At 66.4% G+C, this 16,913-nt stretch carries 18 protein-coding genes and 1 tRNA gene; 16 read left to right on the top strand and 3 right to left on the bottom strand.

What is annotated here, in order from left to right; genetic code table 11:
* Positions 1-10: 10 nt before the first annotated feature.
* From BACI349Y_RS17390 to BACI349Y_RS17360, 7 genes are all read left to right on the top strand, one after another.
* A tRNA-Phe gene (locus tag BACI349Y_RS17390) sits at positions 11-86 on the top strand.
* A gap of 495 nt (positions 87-581) precedes the next feature.
* Entirely contained in the window at positions 582-2,174 is a 1,593-nt protein-coding gene (locus BACI349Y_RS17385; RefSeq protein WP_159633661.1) for a glycoside hydrolase family 68 protein, read from the top strand.
* A 198-nt stretch (positions 2,175-2,372) separates the two neighbouring features.
* Positions 2,373-2,822: an Asp23/Gls24 family envelope stress response protein gene (locus BACI349Y_RS17380; RefSeq protein WP_159633658.1), complete on the top strand. Its 450-nt coding sequence runs from the start codon at positions 2,373-2,375 to the stop codon at positions 2,820-2,822.
* Positions 2,819-3,010, top strand: a complete 192-nt coding sequence (locus BACI349Y_RS17375; RefSeq protein WP_159633655.1) for a hypothetical protein — start codon at positions 2,819-2,821, stop codon at positions 3,008-3,010. The genes BACI349Y_RS17380 and BACI349Y_RS17375 overlap by 4 nt, the downstream gene beginning before the upstream one ends.
* On the top strand, positions 3,007-3,387 hold the full coding sequence (locus BACI349Y_RS17370; protein WP_159633652.1) for a hypothetical protein: 381 nt from the start codon (positions 3,007-3,009) through the stop codon (positions 3,385-3,387). The genes BACI349Y_RS17375 and BACI349Y_RS17370 overlap by 4 nt, the downstream gene beginning before the upstream one ends.
* Entirely contained in the window at positions 3,384-4,022 is a 639-nt protein-coding gene (locus BACI349Y_RS17365) for a hypothetical protein (protein WP_159633649.1), read from the top strand. The genes BACI349Y_RS17370 and BACI349Y_RS17365 overlap by 4 nt, the downstream gene beginning before the upstream one ends.
* Positions 4,019-4,630, top strand: a complete 612-nt coding sequence (locus tag BACI349Y_RS17360; RefSeq protein ID WP_159633645.1) for a hypothetical protein — start codon at positions 4,019-4,021, stop codon at positions 4,628-4,630. The genes BACI349Y_RS17365 and BACI349Y_RS17360 overlap by 4 nt, the downstream gene beginning before the upstream one ends.
* A gap of 32 nt (positions 4,631-4,662) precedes the next feature.
* On the opposite strand, the gene BACI349Y_RS17355 is transcribed toward BACI349Y_RS17360, so the two are convergent.
* A complete protein-coding gene (locus tag BACI349Y_RS17355; protein ID WP_159633642.1) occupies positions 4,663-6,471 on the bottom strand; it encodes a glycoside hydrolase family 13 protein in 1,809 nt (602 codons plus the stop codon).
* 140 nt (positions 6,472-6,611) lie between these two features.
* Here BACI349Y_RS17355 and BACI349Y_RS17350 point away from each other — a divergent pair, with 140 nt between their 5' ends.
* The 5 genes from BACI349Y_RS17350 (at position 6,612) to BACI349Y_RS17330 (ending at position 11,298) form a co-directional block, all read left to right on the top strand.
* The gene (locus BACI349Y_RS17350; RefSeq protein ID WP_159633639.1) at positions 6,612-7,901 is read left to right on the top strand and encodes an ABC transporter substrate-binding protein; all 1,290 of its coding nucleotides are present in this window, start codon (positions 6,612-6,614) and stop codon (positions 7,899-7,901) included.
* A gap of 7 nt (positions 7,902-7,908) precedes the next feature.
* Positions 7,909-8,946 (top strand): carbohydrate ABC transporter permease, encoded by a 1,038-nt coding sequence (locus tag BACI349Y_RS17345; protein ID WP_159633636.1) that lies wholly within the window; start codon positions 7,909-7,911, stop codon positions 8,944-8,946.
* The gene (locus BACI349Y_RS17340) at positions 8,943-9,842 is read left to right on the top strand and encodes a carbohydrate ABC transporter permease (protein WP_159633633.1); all 900 of its coding nucleotides are present in this window, start codon (positions 8,943-8,945) and stop codon (positions 9,840-9,842) included. The genes BACI349Y_RS17345 and BACI349Y_RS17340 overlap by 4 nt, the downstream gene beginning before the upstream one ends.
* Entirely contained in the window at positions 9,839-10,087 is a 249-nt protein-coding gene (locus BACI349Y_RS17335) for a hypothetical protein (protein WP_159633630.1), read from the top strand. Before BACI349Y_RS17340 ends, BACI349Y_RS17335 begins: the two co-directional genes overlap by 4 nt.
* Before the next feature lie 155 nt (positions 10,088-10,242).
* Positions 10,243-11,298, top strand: coding sequence for a LacI family DNA-binding transcriptional regulator (locus tag BACI349Y_RS17330; RefSeq protein ID WP_159633627.1), 1,056 nt, complete (start codon positions 10,243-10,245; stop codon positions 11,296-11,298).
* A gap of 20 nt (positions 11,299-11,318) precedes the next feature.
* Here BACI349Y_RS17330 and BACI349Y_RS17325 read toward each other — a convergent pair whose 3' ends face one another.
* Both BACI349Y_RS17325 and BACI349Y_RS17320 read right to left on the bottom strand, forming a co-directional pair.
* Positions 11,319-12,209, bottom strand: coding sequence for a hypothetical protein (locus tag BACI349Y_RS17325; protein ID WP_159633624.1), 891 nt, complete (start codon positions 12,207-12,209; stop codon positions 11,319-11,321).
* 34 nt (positions 12,210-12,243) lie between these two features.
* Positions 12,244-13,050, bottom strand: a complete 807-nt coding sequence (locus tag BACI349Y_RS17320; protein ID WP_159633621.1) for an exodeoxyribonuclease III — start codon at positions 13,048-13,050, stop codon at positions 12,244-12,246.
* Between the two features lie 160 nt (positions 13,051-13,210).
* Here BACI349Y_RS17320 and BACI349Y_RS17315 point away from each other — a divergent pair, with 160 nt between their 5' ends.
* From BACI349Y_RS17315 to BACI349Y_RS17300, 4 genes are all read left to right on the top strand, one after another.
* The gene (locus BACI349Y_RS17315) at positions 13,211-14,335 is read left to right on the top strand and encodes an enoyl-CoA hydratase/isomerase family protein (protein WP_159633618.1); all 1,125 of its coding nucleotides are present in this window, start codon (positions 13,211-13,213) and stop codon (positions 14,333-14,335) included.
* Positions 14,328-15,350 (top strand): 3-hydroxyisobutyrate dehydrogenase, encoded by a 1,023-nt coding sequence (mmsB, locus tag BACI349Y_RS17310; protein WP_159633615.1) that lies wholly within the window; start codon positions 14,328-14,330, stop codon positions 15,348-15,350. Before BACI349Y_RS17315 ends, mmsB begins: the two co-directional genes overlap by 8 nt.
* Complete coding sequence (locus tag BACI349Y_RS17305) at positions 15,347-16,123, top strand: enoyl-CoA hydratase (RefSeq protein WP_159633612.1); 777 nt, start codon at positions 15,347-15,349, stop codon at positions 16,121-16,123. The genes mmsB and BACI349Y_RS17305 overlap by 4 nt, the downstream gene beginning before the upstream one ends.
* A gap of 119 nt (positions 16,124-16,242) precedes the next feature.
* On the top strand, positions 16,243-16,911 hold the full coding sequence (locus BACI349Y_RS17300; protein WP_159633609.1) for a DedA family protein: 669 nt from the start codon (positions 16,243-16,245) through the stop codon (positions 16,909-16,911).
* Positions 16,912-16,913 lie beyond the last annotated feature (2 nt).

Raw genomic sequence — 16,913 nt, 5'->3', positions numbered from 1 at the left:
TAGTCACCTAGGCTCTGTAGCTCAGTTGGTAGAGCGTTCGACTGAAAATCGAAAGGTCACCGGATCGACGCCGGTCGGAGCCACCACTGGGAAGCATCAGTTCTTCGGAACTGGTGCTTTTCTGCTTTAACACCGGTTCGGGCAACCTTGACCAGGCTTCGCCTCTGCCCCTGACGCGGCCTTCCGCCACGTATGAGTGTCCGCCCTGTGGCTAACGCAACATCGCAGCCACCGTCGAAAGAAATCTTTGGGCACCCAACGAAACATTTGACCCCTGCCGACGGGGTGTGGCACGCGCGCGCAATGGCTTGCGTAAGCGCTTGCACTCTACTGGGCGGTAACCGGTTCCGGCTCCCGAAACAGGGTTTGAAGTGCTCCCTCCACCCCGTCTACGGTTGAGCGCGGCCGGAGGACAGCATGCTTTCCATCGGCCGGACAGGCCCTACCCAGGCCTGAACCCCCACAACACAACGGCGTCCCGGATGACGCCAGAGGTGTTGCCGGGGCCGCGGTTGGTTTCGGGGTTATGGGCACACGCCCGCCTTCCACGAAAAGTTACAACTCCGCGAGAAGAGCAAGACATGCACAAGCACCCCCAACACCGGCTGCTGCGGTGGCGCACCGGCGCCGCAGCGCTGGCGGCAACCCTGGCCGCCTCGGCCTTCCTGGCCGTCCCCGCGGCACAGGCCAACGAGCCTTCCGACCCGCCTGCCGTCCAGCAGATGCCGGCCCCCGCCCCAGGCTTCCCCCTGCCCACGCAGCACACGCAGCAGGCCTTCGACCCGGCGTCGGACTTCACCTCCAAGTGGACCCGCGCAGACGCCCGGCAGATCATGGCACAGAGCGACTCCACCGTCGCCCCGGGCGCGAACTCCATGAGCCCGGACGTCACCATGCCGGAAATCCCGCAGGACTTCCCCGCCATGAACGACGACGTCTGGGTCTGGGACACCTGGTCCCTGACGGACGAAAACGCCAACCAGATCAGCTACAAGGGCTGGGACGTCATCTTCTCCCTGGTCGCTGACCGGCACGCCGGTTACGGCTTCGACCAGCGCCACTGGAACGCCCGGATTGGCTACTTCTTCCGGAAGACCAACGCGGACCCGGCCAAGGACAAGTGGAACTACGGCGGACACCTGTTCCTGGACAACACCTCCATCGGCAACACCGAATGGTCCGGTTCCACGCGCCTGATGCAGGGCAACCACGTGAACGTCTTCTACACGGCCACCACGTTCTACGATGTGGCCGAGCGGAACGCCGGCGGCGGCGGAATCGCCCCGGACGCTGTGATCGCCAAGGCGCTGGGAAACATCCACGCCGACCAGACCGGCGTCACGTTCGACGGGTTCCAGCACACCAAGCTGCTGGAACCGGACGGAAAAATGTACCAGACCAAGGCGCAGAACGCCGGGTTCGCATTCCGAGACCCCTACACGTTCGTGGACCCGGCCCACCCCGGGAAGACGTACATGGTGTTCGAAGGCAACACCGCAGCAAAGCGCGGCGACTACCAGTGCAAGGCCGAGGACCTGGGCTACCGCCCCGGTGACCCCCATGCAGAGAGCGTCACCGACGTCCAGAACAGCGGCGCCTACTTCCAGACAGCGAACGTGGGGCTGGCAGTGGCGGACAACAAGGACCTGACCAAGTGGTCCTTCCTTCCGCCCATCCTTTCCGGCAACTGCGTGAACGACCAGACGGAGCGTCCGCAGATCTTCATCCAGAATGAAAACGGCAAGAACAAGTACTACCTGTTCACCATCAGCCACCAGTTCACCTACGCGGCAGGCATGCGCGGTCCCGACGGCGTGTACGGCTTCGTGGGCGACGGCATCCGCTCGGACTACCAGCCGATGAACAACAGCGGCCTGGCCCTGGGTTCGCCCACGGACCTGAACCTTCCGTCCGAGTCCCCGGAGGCACCCACCCCGAACCAGAACGGCCGGCAGTTCCAGGCATATTCGCACTACGTGCAGCCCGGCGGCCTGGTGCAGTCCTTCATCGACAACGTCAACGGCGTCCGCGGCGGCTCCCTGTCACCGACCGTGAAGATCAACTTCCGCAACGGTGTGTCCCAGGTGGACAGGAACTTTGGCCGGAACGGCCTGGGCCCGTTCGGCTACCTGCCCACCAATGTAAGGGTTGGCGGCGAAGGCCTCTACAAGTAGGTCTTCACGCACCAGCGGCTGGTCGCCGCACGTGATCCAGGCGGGAGGCCCCAGGGGCTTCCCGCCTGGTTCCTTTTAACCGGCGCGGAATTACCCCGGCACGGAACGCCATATGCGATGCGGCCCGCCCGCGGGGTTTTCCAGCCCATGTGCCGCAGCCTGGTTATAGGGTGGAACCAACAGAAGGGGGAGTGCCTGATGGAATACCAGAACCCGCAACCCGTGGTGCCAAGCCGTCCTGCCGCCAGCCCGGCTCCCGGTCCGGGACGGACCGTAATTTCCGAGACCGCCGTGGCAAAAGTGGCGGGGATCGCCGCGCGTTCGGTCCCCGGCGTCTACTCCCTCGGTTCGGGTCCGTCCCGTGCCCTGGGCGCCATCCGTGACGCGGTCGGAAGTTCCGATCATGCCCCAGGCGTCCACGCGGAAGTGGGCGAAACGCAGGTAGCCGTGGATATTACCCTGGTGGCCAGCTACGGAACGCCCCTGCACGCCCTGGCCAATGATGTCCGGGCCGCCGTTTACCGGGCAGTTGAAGAACTCGTGGGGCTGCAGGTCATCGAGGTGAACGTCGAAATCACGGACGTCTACGTGCCGCCGCCCGTCAAGACCACCGCGCCGGTTGCTCCCGAACGGGAGGCGCTGCTGTGAACCTCACCGTGGCAGGCACGGCCATGGGCGCGTTCGTGGCATTCATGTCCCTGCAGTTCGGCCTGTGGGGCTTTCTCGTTTCCCTACTTTTCATGGCCATCGGGGCGCTCCTGGGCCGTGCCGCCGAAGGCAAGCTGGACCTGCGCGGCATATTCGATGCCATCACCGGCCGGCGCTCCTCCTCATGAGCTCGCCCGCGCCCGTTGTGCGTGGGCAGGCGCTCAGCGGCCATAACCGGATCAGCACCCAGGCGTTGACCAGCCTTGCCAAGGCGGCTGCGGCGCAGGCGCTGGGAGTCGACGCCCAGGACGTGCGCGCGGACTGGACGGACGACGACGGCCTGCTGGCCTTGTCCCTCGTCACTCCCATCAGCATCCCGCCTTTGCAGTCCGTGGTGCTGGACGCTGCCAGGGTCGAGATCGCGGGCGGATCCATCTGGGACCGCACGGTGAAGGCCAAGGAAAGCATCCTGGCGAGGGTCTCGGAACTGAGCGGCTCGCAGTTGAGCCGGGTGGACATCCGCGTCAGCGGGGCAAAGATCAGTACAGGAGGGCGGGTACGGTGAGCAGCAGCGTGGAAAGCCGCCGGGCCAACAGCGGATCCCGGAGAAGCAACGGCCCGGACATGCGCAGGGTGGTCTACCGCGAAACCCATTCCTCCAGGGCCGTGGTGTCGGTCGTGGCCGCCGTCCTGGTCCTGGTGCTGGCCGGCTACGGCGTCCTTGAGTCCGGCGTTCATGCCGTGGGGCAGCCCGCCTGGTTGATCGAGCCGCAGGTGGCTGCCCAGCGCATCGTCGACCTGCCCGCCGGAATCCCCCCGCTGCTGCTGGCGGCCATCGGCGGTGTGCTGGCCATGCTGGGCCTGGTCTTCCTGCTCAACGGAATCCTTCCCGGGAAACGTGCCCGCCATCTCCTGGCCGGCGCCCCGGGCGAGGGACTCCCGGCCGTGGTGGTGGATGACGAGGTCGTCGCTTCCTCGATCGCCCGGCGCGCGCGGCTGGCCGCCAACGTCACCCCCGACCAGGTCATGGTGGTCGTCTCCCAGCGCCAGGTGCTGGTGAACGTCCGGCCAACCTCCGGTGTGCCCGTGGACGCGGACCGCGTCCTTGGCGCGGTGCGGGATGAGCTGGACCAGATGCTGCTGGAGCCGGCCCCTGTTCCGCGCGTCAACGTGACCCCGACCGGAGTGATCGGAGCATGAACAGCACCCCGGCACTGCTCAACCGCATCCTCCTCACCGTACTGGGCCTGATCCTGCTGGGCACCGGACTCATCCTGGTGCTGCTGGCAACCGTGCCCCCGGTGGGCTCCTGGTGGCATTCCTGGTCCGGCGGAGCCTGGGAGAGTGTCAGCCGGCTGTTCGACTCCACCCGTTTCCCGGGCCGGCCGGAGAGCTGGCTGTGGATCGTCGTGGCGCTGGCGCTCCTGGCACTGATGGGGCTCATGGTCGCCTGGATCGCCCAGCAAGGCAAGGGCCGGTCAAACCTGCTGGCCGCCGAATACGATCCCGGAGAGATCCCCGGGGACGTCCGGATAGGCGGCGGGGTGGCCGAGCAGGCCCTCCGGCAGGCCCTTGAAGGACGGCCGGACCTGGCAGGCGCCACCGTCACCACCTACGACGTGAAAGGTTCCCCGGCGTTGAAGGTCCGGCTCCTGCCACGCCAAGGGGTGGCCCCGCACCTGCTCGCAGCCGAGGTCTCCGGGCTCCTGGACGCCCTGGAGTCCGTTGTGGGCAAGGAGATTCCTGTCCTCATCCACATCGGGGCCGGGGCGCGAACACGCTTCAGCCGGGCAGAGCGCGTCCGCTGAACTGCTGCACGGGCAGCCCAGGCACCCTGCTGCTACCGGCCGCCCAGAAGGTACACCGTGCTGTCCACGGGAACCTCCCGCATCCCGGCCCATTCATCGGCCGGTTCGGGACCGCTGGAGAGCGCCACGGTGTAGCCCTCCGGCACAGGGGCGGAGGCGAAGCCCATGTTGGACAGGACCACTACATCCCCGTTCCGGAACGCCAGCAGTCCACTGTCCGGCGCGTGTTCATCAGTCCATTCCACGCTGCCGCTGCCCAGTTGCTGTGCTGACCTGAAGGCCAGCGCTGCCCGGTAGAGCTCAAGGGTTGAGCCCTCCTCGCCATCCTGCTGGTCCGCGGCCAAGGGGCCAAAGCTTTCCGGCTGGGGAAGCCATGGCCCGGACGCGTTGGCGGAGAGTGCCCCGGAGAATCCGAACCCGGGCTGGTCCTGGACCCACGGCAGCGGGACACGGCAGCCGTCACGCCCGATTTCAGCCCCACCCGTCCGGAAGAATGTGGGGTCCTGCCTGGCGGAGTCGGGAAGCGCAGTGTGCTCGGGAAGTCCCAGTTCCTCACCCTGGTAGAGGTAGGCGGACCCAGGCAGCGCCAGCTCAACCAGCGTGGCGGCACGGGCGCGCGCAAGGCCCAGCGCCGCGTCCGGCTGTTCGTCGGCGGGGCCGATGCCCTTCGGGAACGTCGTGGGATCCTTGAGGCCAAACCGGGTGGTGTGCCGTACGGTGTCGTGGTTGCTGAGCACCCACGTACACGGGGCCCCCACTGATGCTGCCGCTGCCAGGGATGCGTCGATGGCGTCCGCCATGCGCTCGGCATCCCACCCTGCCAGCAGGAAATCGAAGTTGAAGGCCTGCTGCATTTCGTCTGGCCGGACATAGCGGGCCAGGCGCTCGGCCGGTTCCACCCAGGCCTCGGCCACCATCATGCGGTCCCCGCCATATTCGGCAAGGACGCGGTTCCAGTCCCGGTAGATGGCGTGGACCCCGTCCTGGTCGAAAAAGGGCGACGGCGGATACATGGGAGATACTGCCCTGTGGGGTTCCTCGGCATCGGTGTGGGCGTGCGGCGCATCACCGGGCAGGTGGCTTTCCCGGTGGGGTCCGGAGGTTCCCTCCACCATGGCTGCAACGCCCTCCCAGTCCGGAAGCCCTGCCTCCTTCACCAATCCGTGGGCGACGTCCACCCGGAAGCCGTCGGCGCCGCGGTCCAGCCAGAAGCGCAGCACTGAACGCATCTCCTCCTGGACTTCCGGGTTGTCCCAGTTCAGGTCCGGTTGCCGGGTGTCAAAGAGGTGCAGGTACCACTGGCCCGGTGATCCGTCGGCTTCATTCACGCGGCTCCAGGCCGGCCCGCCGAAGATGGATTTCCAGTTGTTGGGAGCCCGGTTGCCGTCGCCGGATCCCGGCACCTCGTCCTTGCCGTCCCTGAAGATATACCGGTCCCGTGCCGGGCTCCCCGGGGCGGACGCCAGCGCCTCCTGGAACCATGCATGTTCATCCGAGGTGTGGTTGGGAACGAGGTCCACAATGACCTTCAGGCCGAGGCGGTGAGCTTCCTGCAACATGGTGTCGAAGTCGGCCAGCGAGCCGAAGAGGGGGTCCACCTGGCGGTAGTCCGCCACGTCGTAACCGCCGTCTGCCTGCGGCGACTTGTAGAAGGGTGAGAGCCAGACGGCGTCCACCCCGAGGGCGCGAAGGTAGGGAAGCCTGCCGGTGACGCCGCCCAGGTCGCCCATGCCATCGCCGTTGCCATCGGCGAACGAGCGGGGGTAGATCTGGTAGACCACGGCGTCGGCCCACCAGGCAGAGGAGGCTGGACGCGGCGCGGGAACGGACGGATCGGGCATTTGGTTCCCCTCTGATAACTTTTTGATGTAAACGCTTGCATTGCAGACAGCAACCTTACTAGTGTGATGGTCACCACATCAACCTCACCTAGCAAGCGCACTGTCGACTTACTTGTCACTCAGCGAGGAGCTTCAAGCTAATGAAAACCCCGAGATTCCTGCTTCCGGCTGCCACTGCCGGCATTCTGGCCCTTACGTTGTCCGCCTGCGGTGGCGGGGGTGGAGGGGGCACCACGGGTGGTGGGGGCAGCGACGCTGACGCCAACCTCGACGGCCGCGGCCCCATCACGTATGTACAGGGCAAGGACAACAGCAACGTTGTCCGCCCCCTGGTCGATAAGTGGAATGCGGCCCACCCGAACGAAAAGGTCACCTTCAAGGAACAGACCGACCAGGCGGACCAGCAGCACGACGACCTGGTCCAGCACTTCCAGGCCAAGCAGTCCGATTACGACGTCGTGGATGTGGACGTTGTCTGGACCGCGGAGTTCGCAGCGAAGGGCTGGCTGCAGCCGCTGAAGGACAAGATGGCGATCGACACCAGCGCCATGCTCAAGCCCACCGTGGACAGCGCCACGTACAAGGGCACCCTGTACGCGGCTCCCCAGACCTCCGACGGCGGCATCCTGTACTACCGCAAGGACCTGGTCCCCACCCCGCCCAAGACCTGGGACGAGATGATGAGCATGTGCTCCATCGCCAAGCAGAACAACATCGGCTGCTACGCAGGCCAGTTCAGCAAATATGAGGGCCTCACGGTAAATGCTTCCGAGGCCATCAACTCCGCGGGCGGATCCGTCCTTAACAAGGATGGAAAGCCGGACCTGAACACCGCCGAGGCCAAGGCCGGCCTGGGCAACCTGGCGAAGGCATACGCTGACGGCAACATCCCCAAGGAAGCCATCACGTACAAGGAAGAGGACAGCCGGCAGGCCTTCCAGAGTGGCAAGCTCCTGTTCCTCCGCAACTGGCCGTACGCGTTCAACCTGATCACCACTGAAGGCTCATCCACTGTGAAGGACAAGACCGGCCTGGCAGCCCTGCCGGGCAAGAGCGGCCCGGGTGCCTCCTCGCTTGGTGGCCACAACCTCGCCACCAGCGTCTACTCCAAGAACAAGGCCACCGCGCTCGACTTCATGAAGTTCATGACCTCGGCCGAAACCGAGAAGTTCTACGCCACGCAGGGCTCGCTGGCCCCCGTGCTTGGTTCGCTGTATGAGGACCAGGAACTCGTTGCCAAGCTGCCCTACCTGCCGGTCCTGAAGACGTCCATCGAAAACGCCGTACCGCGTCCCGTTACGCCGTTCTACCCGGCTGTCACCAAGGCAATCCAAGAGAACGCCTACTCCGCAATCAAGGGAGAAAAGTCCGTGGAAACCGCACTCTCTGACATGCAGAAGTCCATCGAATCCGCCGGTGCGGGATCGTAGTTCTGCCATGGCAACCGAACTAGGCCCGACGCCGGTCAAGTCACCGGCGTCGGGCGGTACCCCCGTCCATCACGCGCCCAAGGGCGTGGGGGAGGACAACAGGATTGCAAGCCAGGGGCGCTGGGCCTCCTGGCTCCTCGCCCCCACCATCATCGCCCTGGCCGTGGTGATCGTTTACCCGATCATCAGCGCCATCGTCATGTCCTTCCAGAAGGATGCCGGCCTGGATCCGGCCACGGGCCTCTTCACCGCGGGCGGCCCGGCGGGAATTCAGAACTACGTCAACTGGCTGGCGCAGCAGTGTTCGGCGCCGGGCGGCGGAACCGTCGCCTGCCCGCCGGGCACCCTGGGCGGCCAGTTCTGGTCCGCCACGGCCACCACGTTCTTCTTCACGGTGGTAACGGTGGCACTGGAAACCGTCCTCGGTTTCTGGATGGCCATGATCATGGCCCGCACGTTCCGCGGACGCAGCCTGGTCCGCGCCGCCGTGCTGGTGCCCTGGGCCATCCCTACCGCTGTGACGGCCAAGCTCTGGTTCTTTATCTTCGCCTTCGAAGGCATCGCCAACAAGCTGTTCAACACCACTATCCTGTGGACGGGCAGCGAGTGGCCGGCCAAGTGGGCCGTGATCATCGCCGACGTATGGAAGACCACGCCGTTCATGGCGCTGCTGATCCTGGCAGGCTTGCAGATGATCCCGGCAGAAGTCTACGAGGCAGCCAAGGTGGACGGAACCACTGCCTGGCAGCGGTTCCGGCTGATCACGCTTCCGCTGGTCAAGCCAGCCCTCATGGTGGCGATCCTGTTCCGTACGCTGGATGCGCTGCGCATGTTCGACCTGCCGTACATCCTCACCGGCGGTGCCAATAACACCACCACCTTGTCCATCCTGGTGATCAACCAAATCAGGCAAGGCTTCAATGCGGCGGCTGCGCTGTCCACCATCACCTTCATCATCATCTTCCTCGTCGCCTTCATCTTTGTCCGCTTCCTCGGGGCAAACGTGGTTGAGCAGAGTGGCGCCACAGGAAAGGGGAAGAAATGACCACGGCAACAGCAGACGCCTCGGCACTCCGGGCCCGCCAGGACAAGGGCCGCAAGGCTGCGCAGAACCGGGAAAAGTGGGCGCAGGGGCGGACCTACCTGAGCGCCGCCATCATCCTGCTCTGGTGCCTGGCACCGGCCTACTGGATGGTGGTCACCGCGTTCCGCGAGGTGGGCTTCACGTACGACACCTCGATCCTTCCCACGCACGTCACGCTGGACAACTTCACGACAGCCTTTGACACGTCCTTCGGCAACAGGTTCGGCCAGGCTCTGCTGAACAGTGTGTTCATCGGCGGGGTGGTCACGGCCGTCTCGCTGCTGATCGGTGTGTTCGCGGCCTACGCCTTGGCCCGTTTGAACTTCAAGGGCAAGTTCCTGGTGCTCGGCTTCATCCTGGGAGCCTCCATGTTCCCCGGCGTTGCCCTGATCACCCCGCTCTTCCAGCTGTTCACCAACATCGGCTGGATGGGGACGTACCAGGCGCTGATCATCCCGAACATCTCCTTCGTGCTCCCGCTGACGGTCTACACCATGACCTCGTTCTTCCGGGAAATGCCCTGGGAGCTTGAGGAATCGGCCCGCGTGGACGGCTGCACCCAGGGACAGGCGTTCCGCAAGGTCATCATGCCCCTGGCTGCACCGGCAATCTTCACCACCGCAATCCTGGCGTTCATTTCCTCGTGGAATGAGTTCCTGATTGCCAGCCAGCTGTCCAGCGACGCAACCCAGCCGGTGACGGTGGCCATCGCCAACTTCGCCGGTGCACAGCCCAACCAGATCCCGTACACGGCCATCATGGCCGCAGGCACCATTGTCACCATTCCGCTGGTGATCCTGGTGCTCGTCTTCCAGCGCAAGATTGTCGCCGGCCTCACGGCAGGTGCAGTCAAGTGACGGACAACGGTTCCCGCCCCCGCATCCCGGGGGCGGGAAACCGCAGCCGGTTGGTCCGCTCGGGTGAGGACTTCGACATCATCATTGGCTTCCTCGCATTCTGGGCGCTGGTCCTCCTGGTGGTCACCGTGTGGATGGAAGTTACTGCCCAGCCTGCCCTTGGATGGGCGCTGGGACTGCTGGCAACTTTGCTGGCCCTGTATGGCATGGTGCGGCTGCGCCGGAAACTCCCCGCCCGCAGGTAGGAATGGTCGGCGCCGGGCCGCCGCCGTGATGGTGGGTGCCTACGCAGCCAGCGGACCGGTTACCACTGCCTGCCCGCGGAGTGGAAAAATACAGGGCCGGGGTAAACGCAGGGCCGGCCGGCCCTACGCCGCAAAGGAGTTGAAGAGGGGACACGGTGGCACGGACAACGGAAAGGTCCCAGCGGGGCGGCCATAACGGCGTCAGCATCGAGGACGTGGCGGCTGCCGCCGGAGTCTCAACAGCCACAGTCTCGCGGGCCGTCCGCGGATTGCCGCGGGTTTCGCCGGCCACCCGGAAGAAGATCCTGGAAGTCGCAGGGGACCTGGGCTACGTCGCGTCTTCGTCGGCCTCCGGCCTGGCCACCGGACGGACCAAGACCATTGGCGTCCTGGCCCCATTCGTCAGCCGCTGGTTCTTCTCCAAAGCCATCGAGGGCGCCGACCGGGAACTGCACGCCCGCCACTATAATCTCTCGCTGTTCAACCTTGGCGGCCATGGCAGCAACCGCGAACGGCTTTTCAGCAAGACCATGGTGTACAAGCAGATCGATGCCCTGCTGGTCCTGTGTATGGCGCTCAGCCACGAAGAGATCGAGCACCTGCAGAAGATCGATATACCCCTGATTGTGGTGGGAGGGCACGTTGAGGAATGCCCGTATATCGGCATCGACGACTACGCCGCCGCCTCAACCGCGGTCCGGCACCTGATCGACCTCGGCCACCGGGACATCGCCCTGCTGCATGGCGACGACGAGACCGACCTGAACTTCGACGTCCCCCGGGTGCGCATCCTCGCCTTCAAGGACGTCATGGCGGCGGCCGGGCTGCCGACGCGGCCGGAATGGGATGAGTGGGGGGACTTCACCGTCCGCAGCGGCCAGGAAGCCTTGCGCCGGCTGTGGTCCCGGCCGGGGCAGAAGCCCACCGCCATCTTTTGCGCCTCGGACGAAATGGCCATGGGGGTTATTTTTGAGGCCAACCGCATGGGCGTCAGCGTTCCCGGCGAACTGTCCGTGGTAGGCATCGACAACCACGACTTTGCCGACGCCATAGGCCTGACCACCGTGGGGCAACGCCCGGACGAGCAGGCCGAACTGGCCACCAAGATGCTGCTGGACGAACTGGATGGCGAGGCAGGGGCGGTGCGTTCCGCCGTCGCCCCCCACGAACTGATCATCCGGCGCACCACTGCGCCGCCCCAAAACCTGTAACAGCCAGGAACCGGGGACCGTTACGACGCGCGGGCCAGCTGCCGGATGGGGATCCAGCGTGAGGCCAGCCGCCGGTAGGCCGCAGCGGCGCCGGTCATGTCACCCTCGGCCAGGCATTCGATGCCCAGCCTGATGTCCATGGGGGACTCGTCCGGGTACACCTTGTCTGCCACGGCGCCGTAGTCCAGCTCCACCATGGAGTTCACGTGGAACAGTTCAAGCCATTCCGTCAGCTGCGCCAGGTCATCGAGCATGTCCAGGTCCGGGGCGGCGAGGGCCAGATTGGCCACCGCGTAGCGGGCGCGCTCCAGGGCGTCGGTGATGGGCGTCCAGACGCGGACGGTGAGGATGCGCCCGGCGGCTTCCACCACATCCTTGCGGTCGGACTCCATGAACAACGAGAACCAGCTGAACGGGATGCCCCAGGTTGAGGCCCGGGTATGGACGCGGACGGAACCGTCACGGGCCTTCACCAGGTCGATCCGCTCCTGGTGCCGGTCCCGCTGCTCCTCCGGAATCAGCAGCTCGGCCAGCGGACCGTGGATTCCCTCCATCAGGGCGTTCGCGGCCAGCCCGGCGCGCAGGACAAGCTGGCTGGGGCAATACAGGAGGACCGGCTCAGTGCCGGCGTCAGCACCGTCGTCGGCCGTTCCGCCTTCCGGCTCCGGCGCCGTGGTGACGCGCACCAGGTCGGTGCGGCCCGTGGGGAACGGATCGCCGCCCGTGCGGGTGATACGTCCCAGCGACGCCAGCAGTTCCGCGTTTTCGACGGCGGCGCGGGACACGGCCTGAGCGCCCGCGGCCTTGATGGCCGGGCGTTGTTCCTCCGGGAAGGCTTCCAAGGGCTCGTAGACGCGCAGGGTGGAGGAAAATGGCAGGCCGGCCTGGCCCCGGTAGAGGTTTCCCGTCATCACGGTCTCCTTGGAAGGGTCCAGGGTGCAGTCATCAGTCCGCCAGTTCCACCAGCACGGGTGCGTGGTCAGAAGCGCCCTTGCCCTTGCGTTCCTCGCGGTCGATCGAGGCGCCGGTGACGCGGGCCGCCAGCGCGGGGGAGGCCAGGACGAAGTCGATCCGCATGCCCTCCTTCTTGGGGAACCGCAGCTGGGTGTAGTCCCAGTAGGTGTAGACGCCCGGGCCCGGGGTGTAGGGGCGCACCACATCGGTGAAGCCCGCCGATTCGAACGCGTGGAACGCCGCACGCTCGGGCGGGCTGACGTGCGTGGACCGGTTGGCGATGAACAGGTCGATGTCCCAGACGTCGTCGTCGAATGGAGCGATGTTCCAGTCGCCCATCAGCGCCACCTGCGCCTGGGGGTTGTCGGTCACCAGTCCCTGGGCGTGGGTCTTAAGGCTTTCCAGCCACTTGAGCTTGTACGGCATGTGTTCGTCGTCCAGGGAGCGGCCGTTGGGGACGTAGAGGCTCCAGACGCGGATGCCGCCGCAGGTGGCAGCCATGGCCCGGGCTTCCTGGACGGGATCCTTGCCGGCCTTGCCGAACGAGGGCTGGTCCAGGAACGTCCGTTCCACGTCCTCAAGCCCCACCCGGGAAGCGATGGCCACGCCGTTCCACTGGTTCACCCCGAAGTGGGCTACCTCGTAGCCCATCCGTTCAAAGAGTTCCCACGGAAAGTTGTCGTCCTTGCACTTGGTCTCCTGGATGGCCAGGACATCGCAGTCGCTGCGCTGGAGCCAGGCTTCGACGCGGTCGGCGCGGGCACGGAGCGAGTTCACATTCCAGGTAGCTATCTTCACGGTTCCTAACTTACCTTGGCAGCCGCGCGGCAGGTAAAGCCCTCGAAAGGCCCCGCCCGCGGCGCGGGCACGGTTGGTCCCGGGCAGCAGGCGGCGGGTATATTCGCACCAGAATGACCTGGATCACACGTCCGGCCACCATGCGAAGGAGCACCAGCCGATGACGGCAGCTACGGGCAACACCACGGACAGCACGGCAGGAAACGGAACCGCGGAAGTGCTGTTTGACCGCCGCGGCCGGCTCGGCGTGATCACCCTCAACAGGCCACGGGCGGTCAACGCGCTCACCGCCGGAATGGTGGACCTGCTCCTGCGGCAGCTCACCGCATGGGCAGGGGACGACGGCGTGGCGGCCGTCCTGGTGCAGGGCGCCGGGGAGCGGGGCCTGTGCGCGGGCGGAGACATCGTGGCCATCTACCGGGACATGCTGCTCGGCGGAAACCGGACCGCCGGCTTCTGGCAGACCGAGTACCGCGTGAACTCGCTCATTGCCCGGTATCCCAAGCCGTATGTTGCCCTCATGGACGGCCTGGTTCTTGGCGGCGGGGTGGGTGTCTCGGCGCACGGGAATGTCCGCGTGGTCACGGAGCGGACCAGGATGGGGATGCCGGAAACCACCATCGGGTTCGCCCCCGACGTCGGCGGCACCTTCCTGCTGTCCCGCGCGCCGGGCCAGACGGGAACCCATGCGGCCCTGACCGGGGCACACCTGGACGCAGGGGATGCCTTGTTCCTGGGCCTTGCCGACCATTACGTCCCCTCGCACGCGCTGCCCGGGCTGGTGGCGGCGCTTGAGGACGAAAGCCCGGAAGCCGCCGTCGCCCGCTGCGCCGAACAGCCTCCGGCCTCGGCACTGTCCGGGCATCGGGACTGGATCGATGCCTGCTACGCCAGCGACGATGCCGGGGAAATTGTGGCCCGGCTCCGCGCCTGGACCGGGCCCGGCCAGGAAGATGCCACGGACGCGGCGGACACCATCGAAGCCAAGTCACCCACCTCGGTCAAGGTCACCCTGGCGTCCCTGCGCCGGGCCGCAAACCTGACCCTTGATGAGGCCCTGGCCCAGGAATACCGGGTAGGAATCCGCCTCCTGGCCGGCCCTGATTTCCGCGAGGGTATCCGCGCCCAGGTGGTGGACAAGGACAGGAACCCGCAGTGGAAGCCGGCCACGCTGGCCGAGGTGCTGCCCGCGCAGATGGACAGGTTCTTCCAGCCGCTGGACGGCGGGGAACTGGACCTGCAGCCTGGGCCGGACCTGGAAGTGAAGGAGGCGGACCATGCCTGAAAAGGGCAGTGTGGCCTTTTTGGGCCTTGGACACATGGGCGGTCCCATGGCCGTGAACCTGGTCCGTGCCGGTTACCGCGTGACCGGGTTCGACGTGGTGCCGGCAGCCGTGGAGGCTGCCCGGGTACAGGGTGTTCCGGTGGCGACCAGCGCGGTCGATGCGATGGCGGGCGCCGACGTGGTGCTGACCATGTTCCCCAGCGGCCGGCACGTCCTGGACGCCTACCGGGGCGGCGCTGGAAATCCTGGACAACCGGAGGAACCCGGGCTGCTGGCTGCCGCGCGGCCCGGGACCATGTTCCTGGACTGCTCAACCATCAACGTGGAAGAGGCGCGGGAAGCAGCCCGCCTGGCCATCGAAGCGGGCCACCGTTCCGTCGATGCCCCCGTTTCCGGCGGCGTGGTGGGAGCGGAGGCAGGCACCTTGACCTTCATGGCCGGCGGCGAGGCGGAGGACTTCGAGGCAGTGCGGCCGCTCCTGGAGGTGATGGGCAAGCGGGCGGTGCACTGTGGTGCCCATGGAGCGGGCCAGGCCGCCAAAATCTGCAACAACATGATCCTGGGCGTCTCGATGATCGCAGTCAGCGAGGCCTTCGTGCTGGGGGAAAAGCTGGGACTGACGCACCAGGCCCTGTTCGACGTCGCGTCCGCCGCGTCAGGGCAGTGCTGGGCGCTGACCACCAACTGTCCCGTGCCCGGGCCGGTCCCCACCAGCCCCGCCAACAGGGACTACCAGCCGGGATTCGCTTCGACCCTCATGGCCAAGGATCTCCACCTGGCCGTCAACGCGCTCGACAGTACCGGGGTGGCAGGGCAGATGGGAGCGCTCGCGGCCCGGATCTACGATAGGTTTGCCGCGGAGGGCGGCGCGGGCCGCGACTTTTCCGCCATCATCACAGAAATCCGCGGCGCATCGGAGCGGCAGGCCGGCGACGGTCCCGCAGCGGAGCACGGCATGGGGTTGCCGGACCGGCGCAGGGCCACAACAGCACACGACGACGGGAGTCCCGAATGACGGAGTACGCCAACATCCTGGTGGAGCAGCAGGGCAGGGTAGGGCTGGTGACCCTCAACAGGCCCTCGGCACTGAACGCGCTGAACAAGGCCACCATGGAAGAGCTGGTGGCCGCCGTGACCGCCATGGATTCCGATCCCGGGGTCGGCGCCGTCGTGATTACCGGTTCGGGCAAGGCCTTCGCCGCGGGCGCCGACATCAAGGAGATGGCGGACCAGGGCTACATGGACATGTACGTGGCGGACTGGTTCCGGGGCTGGGAAGACTTCACCCGCCTGCGGATCCCCACCATCGCCGCGGTATCCGGCTTTGCCCTGGGCGGCGGCTGCGAACTGGCCATGATGTGCGACCTGATCATCGCGGGGGACAACGCCAAGTTCGGGCAGCCGGAAATCAACCTGGGCGTGCTCCCCGGCATGGGCGGCTCGCAGCGCCTCACGCGGGCCGTGGGCAAGGCCAAGGCCATGGACATGATCCTCACCGGCCGGTTCATCGACGCGGAGGAAGCAGAGCGGTGCGGGCTGGTCTCCCGGGTGGTTCCGGCGGCAGACGTGGTGTCCGAGGCACTCACGGCAGCCGGGGTGATCGCCGGGAAGTCAAAGCCTGCGGCGATGGCAGCGAAGGAAGCCGTGAATGCTGCCTTCGAAACGGGGCTGGCCCAGGGGGTGGTGTTTGAACGGCGGCTCTTCCACTCCCTGTTCGCCACGGAGGACCAGAAGGAAGGCATGGCGGCGTTCAGCGGGAAGCGGCAGCCGGAATTCAAGCACCGCTAGTCCGGGCCCATGCATGCCCTGCCGGGCGGGGCCGGCACGGCATGCGTCCGCCGGTCCCCGTAAGGTAGACAGTACGGGCCAGCACGCGGCCACGTCATGCAGCGGAACGGGGTAGGCGTATGTGGACGATGATCACCGGTGCAGCCAGCCCCACCGAGGGACTTACGGGCATCGTGGGCTTTGCGGCGAGGTCCATCGACACGCTGGGGGAGTGGGGTGTCGGGGCGTTTACCCTGGCGGAGACCGTGGTGCCGCCCATCCCCAGCGAGGTGATCCTGCCGCTTGCGGGCTATCTGGCCAAGCAGGGCTCCCTGAATCTCTTCCTCGTCTTTGCCACCAGTACCCTTGGTGCGTATCTGGGGGCGCTGCTGCTCTACCTGCTGGGGGCAAAGCTGGGGCTTGACCGGTCCATCCGGGGGTTGTCCAAGCTGCCGCTGGTGGACCGGGAAGACTTCGAGCACGCGGCGGGCTGGTTCCGGCGGCACGGCAGGTCGTCCATTTTCTTCGGCCGCCTGCTGCCCGGGGTCCGCAGCCTGATCTCCCTGCCGGCGGGCGCGGCGGCCATGCCGCTGGGAACATTCACTCTTTTCACCCTTGCCGGCAGCGGGCTGTGGAACGGCGCCCTCATCGGGCTGGGCTACCTCCTGGGCACGCAGTACCAGCTCATCGAGGAGTACTCCAGGTTCCTGAATTACGCGGTCTATGGCGCATTGGCCGTTGCGGTGGTGCTGCTCGTCGTCCGGCGGACCAAGCGGGCCAGGGCCCAACGGGAGGATGCCCGCCGCTGAGG

This window comes from Arthrobacter sp. 8AJ, from assembly GCF_902506025.1.
Lineage (GTDB): Bacteria > Actinomycetota > Actinomycetes > Actinomycetales > Micrococcaceae > Arthrobacter.
The sequence above is the reverse complement of the archived record's forward strand: the minus strand, read 5'-3'. Positions and strand labels throughout refer to the sequence as shown.

What these genes read in the sequence shown, in the direction of transcription:
- BACI349Y_RS17385 (WP_159633661.1), top strand. Translation starts at nt 582, where the DNA reads ATGCACAAGCACCCCCAACACCGGCTGCTGCGGTGGCGCACCGGCGCC.
- BACI349Y_RS17380 (WP_159633658.1), top strand. Translation starts at nt 2,373, where the DNA reads ATGGAATACCAGAACCCGCAACCCGTGGTGCCAAGCCGTCCTGCCGCC.
- BACI349Y_RS17370 (WP_159633652.1), top strand. Translation starts at nt 3,007, where the DNA reads ATGAGCTCGCCCGCGCCCGTTGTGCGTGGGCAGGCGCTCAGCGGCCAT.
- BACI349Y_RS17360 (WP_159633645.1), top strand. Translation starts at nt 4,019, where the DNA reads ATGAACAGCACCCCGGCACTGCTCAACCGCATCCTCCTCACCGTACTG.
- BACI349Y_RS17355 (WP_159633642.1), bottom strand. Translation starts at nt 6,471, where the DNA reads ATGCCCGATCCGTCCGTTCCCGCGCCGCGTCCAGCCTCCTCTGCCTGG.
- BACI349Y_RS17350 (WP_159633639.1), top strand. Translation starts at nt 6,612, where the DNA reads ATGAAAACCCCGAGATTCCTGCTTCCGGCTGCCACTGCCGGCATTCTG.
- BACI349Y_RS17345 (WP_159633636.1), top strand. Translation starts at nt 7,909, where the DNA reads ATGGCAACCGAACTAGGCCCGACGCCGGTCAAGTCACCGGCGTCGGGC.
- BACI349Y_RS17340 (WP_159633633.1), top strand. Translation starts at nt 8,943, where the DNA reads ATGACCACGGCAACAGCAGACGCCTCGGCACTCCGGGCCCGCCAGGAC.
- BACI349Y_RS17325 (WP_159633624.1), bottom strand. Translation starts at nt 12,209, where the DNA reads ATGACGGGAAACCTCTACCGGGGCCAGGCCGGCCTGCCATTTTCCTCC.
- BACI349Y_RS17315 (WP_159633618.1), top strand. Translation starts at nt 13,211, where the DNA reads ATGACGGCAGCTACGGGCAACACCACGGACAGCACGGCAGGAAACGGA.
- mmsB (WP_159633615.1), top strand. Translation starts at nt 14,328, where the DNA reads ATGCCTGAAAAGGGCAGTGTGGCCTTTTTGGGCCTTGGACACATGGGC.
- BACI349Y_RS17305 (WP_159633612.1), top strand. Translation starts at nt 15,347, where the DNA reads ATGACGGAGTACGCCAACATCCTGGTGGAGCAGCAGGGCAGGGTAGGG.
- BACI349Y_RS17300 (WP_159633609.1), top strand. Translation starts at nt 16,243, where the DNA reads ATGTGGACGATGATCACCGGTGCAGCCAGCCCCACCGAGGGACTTACG.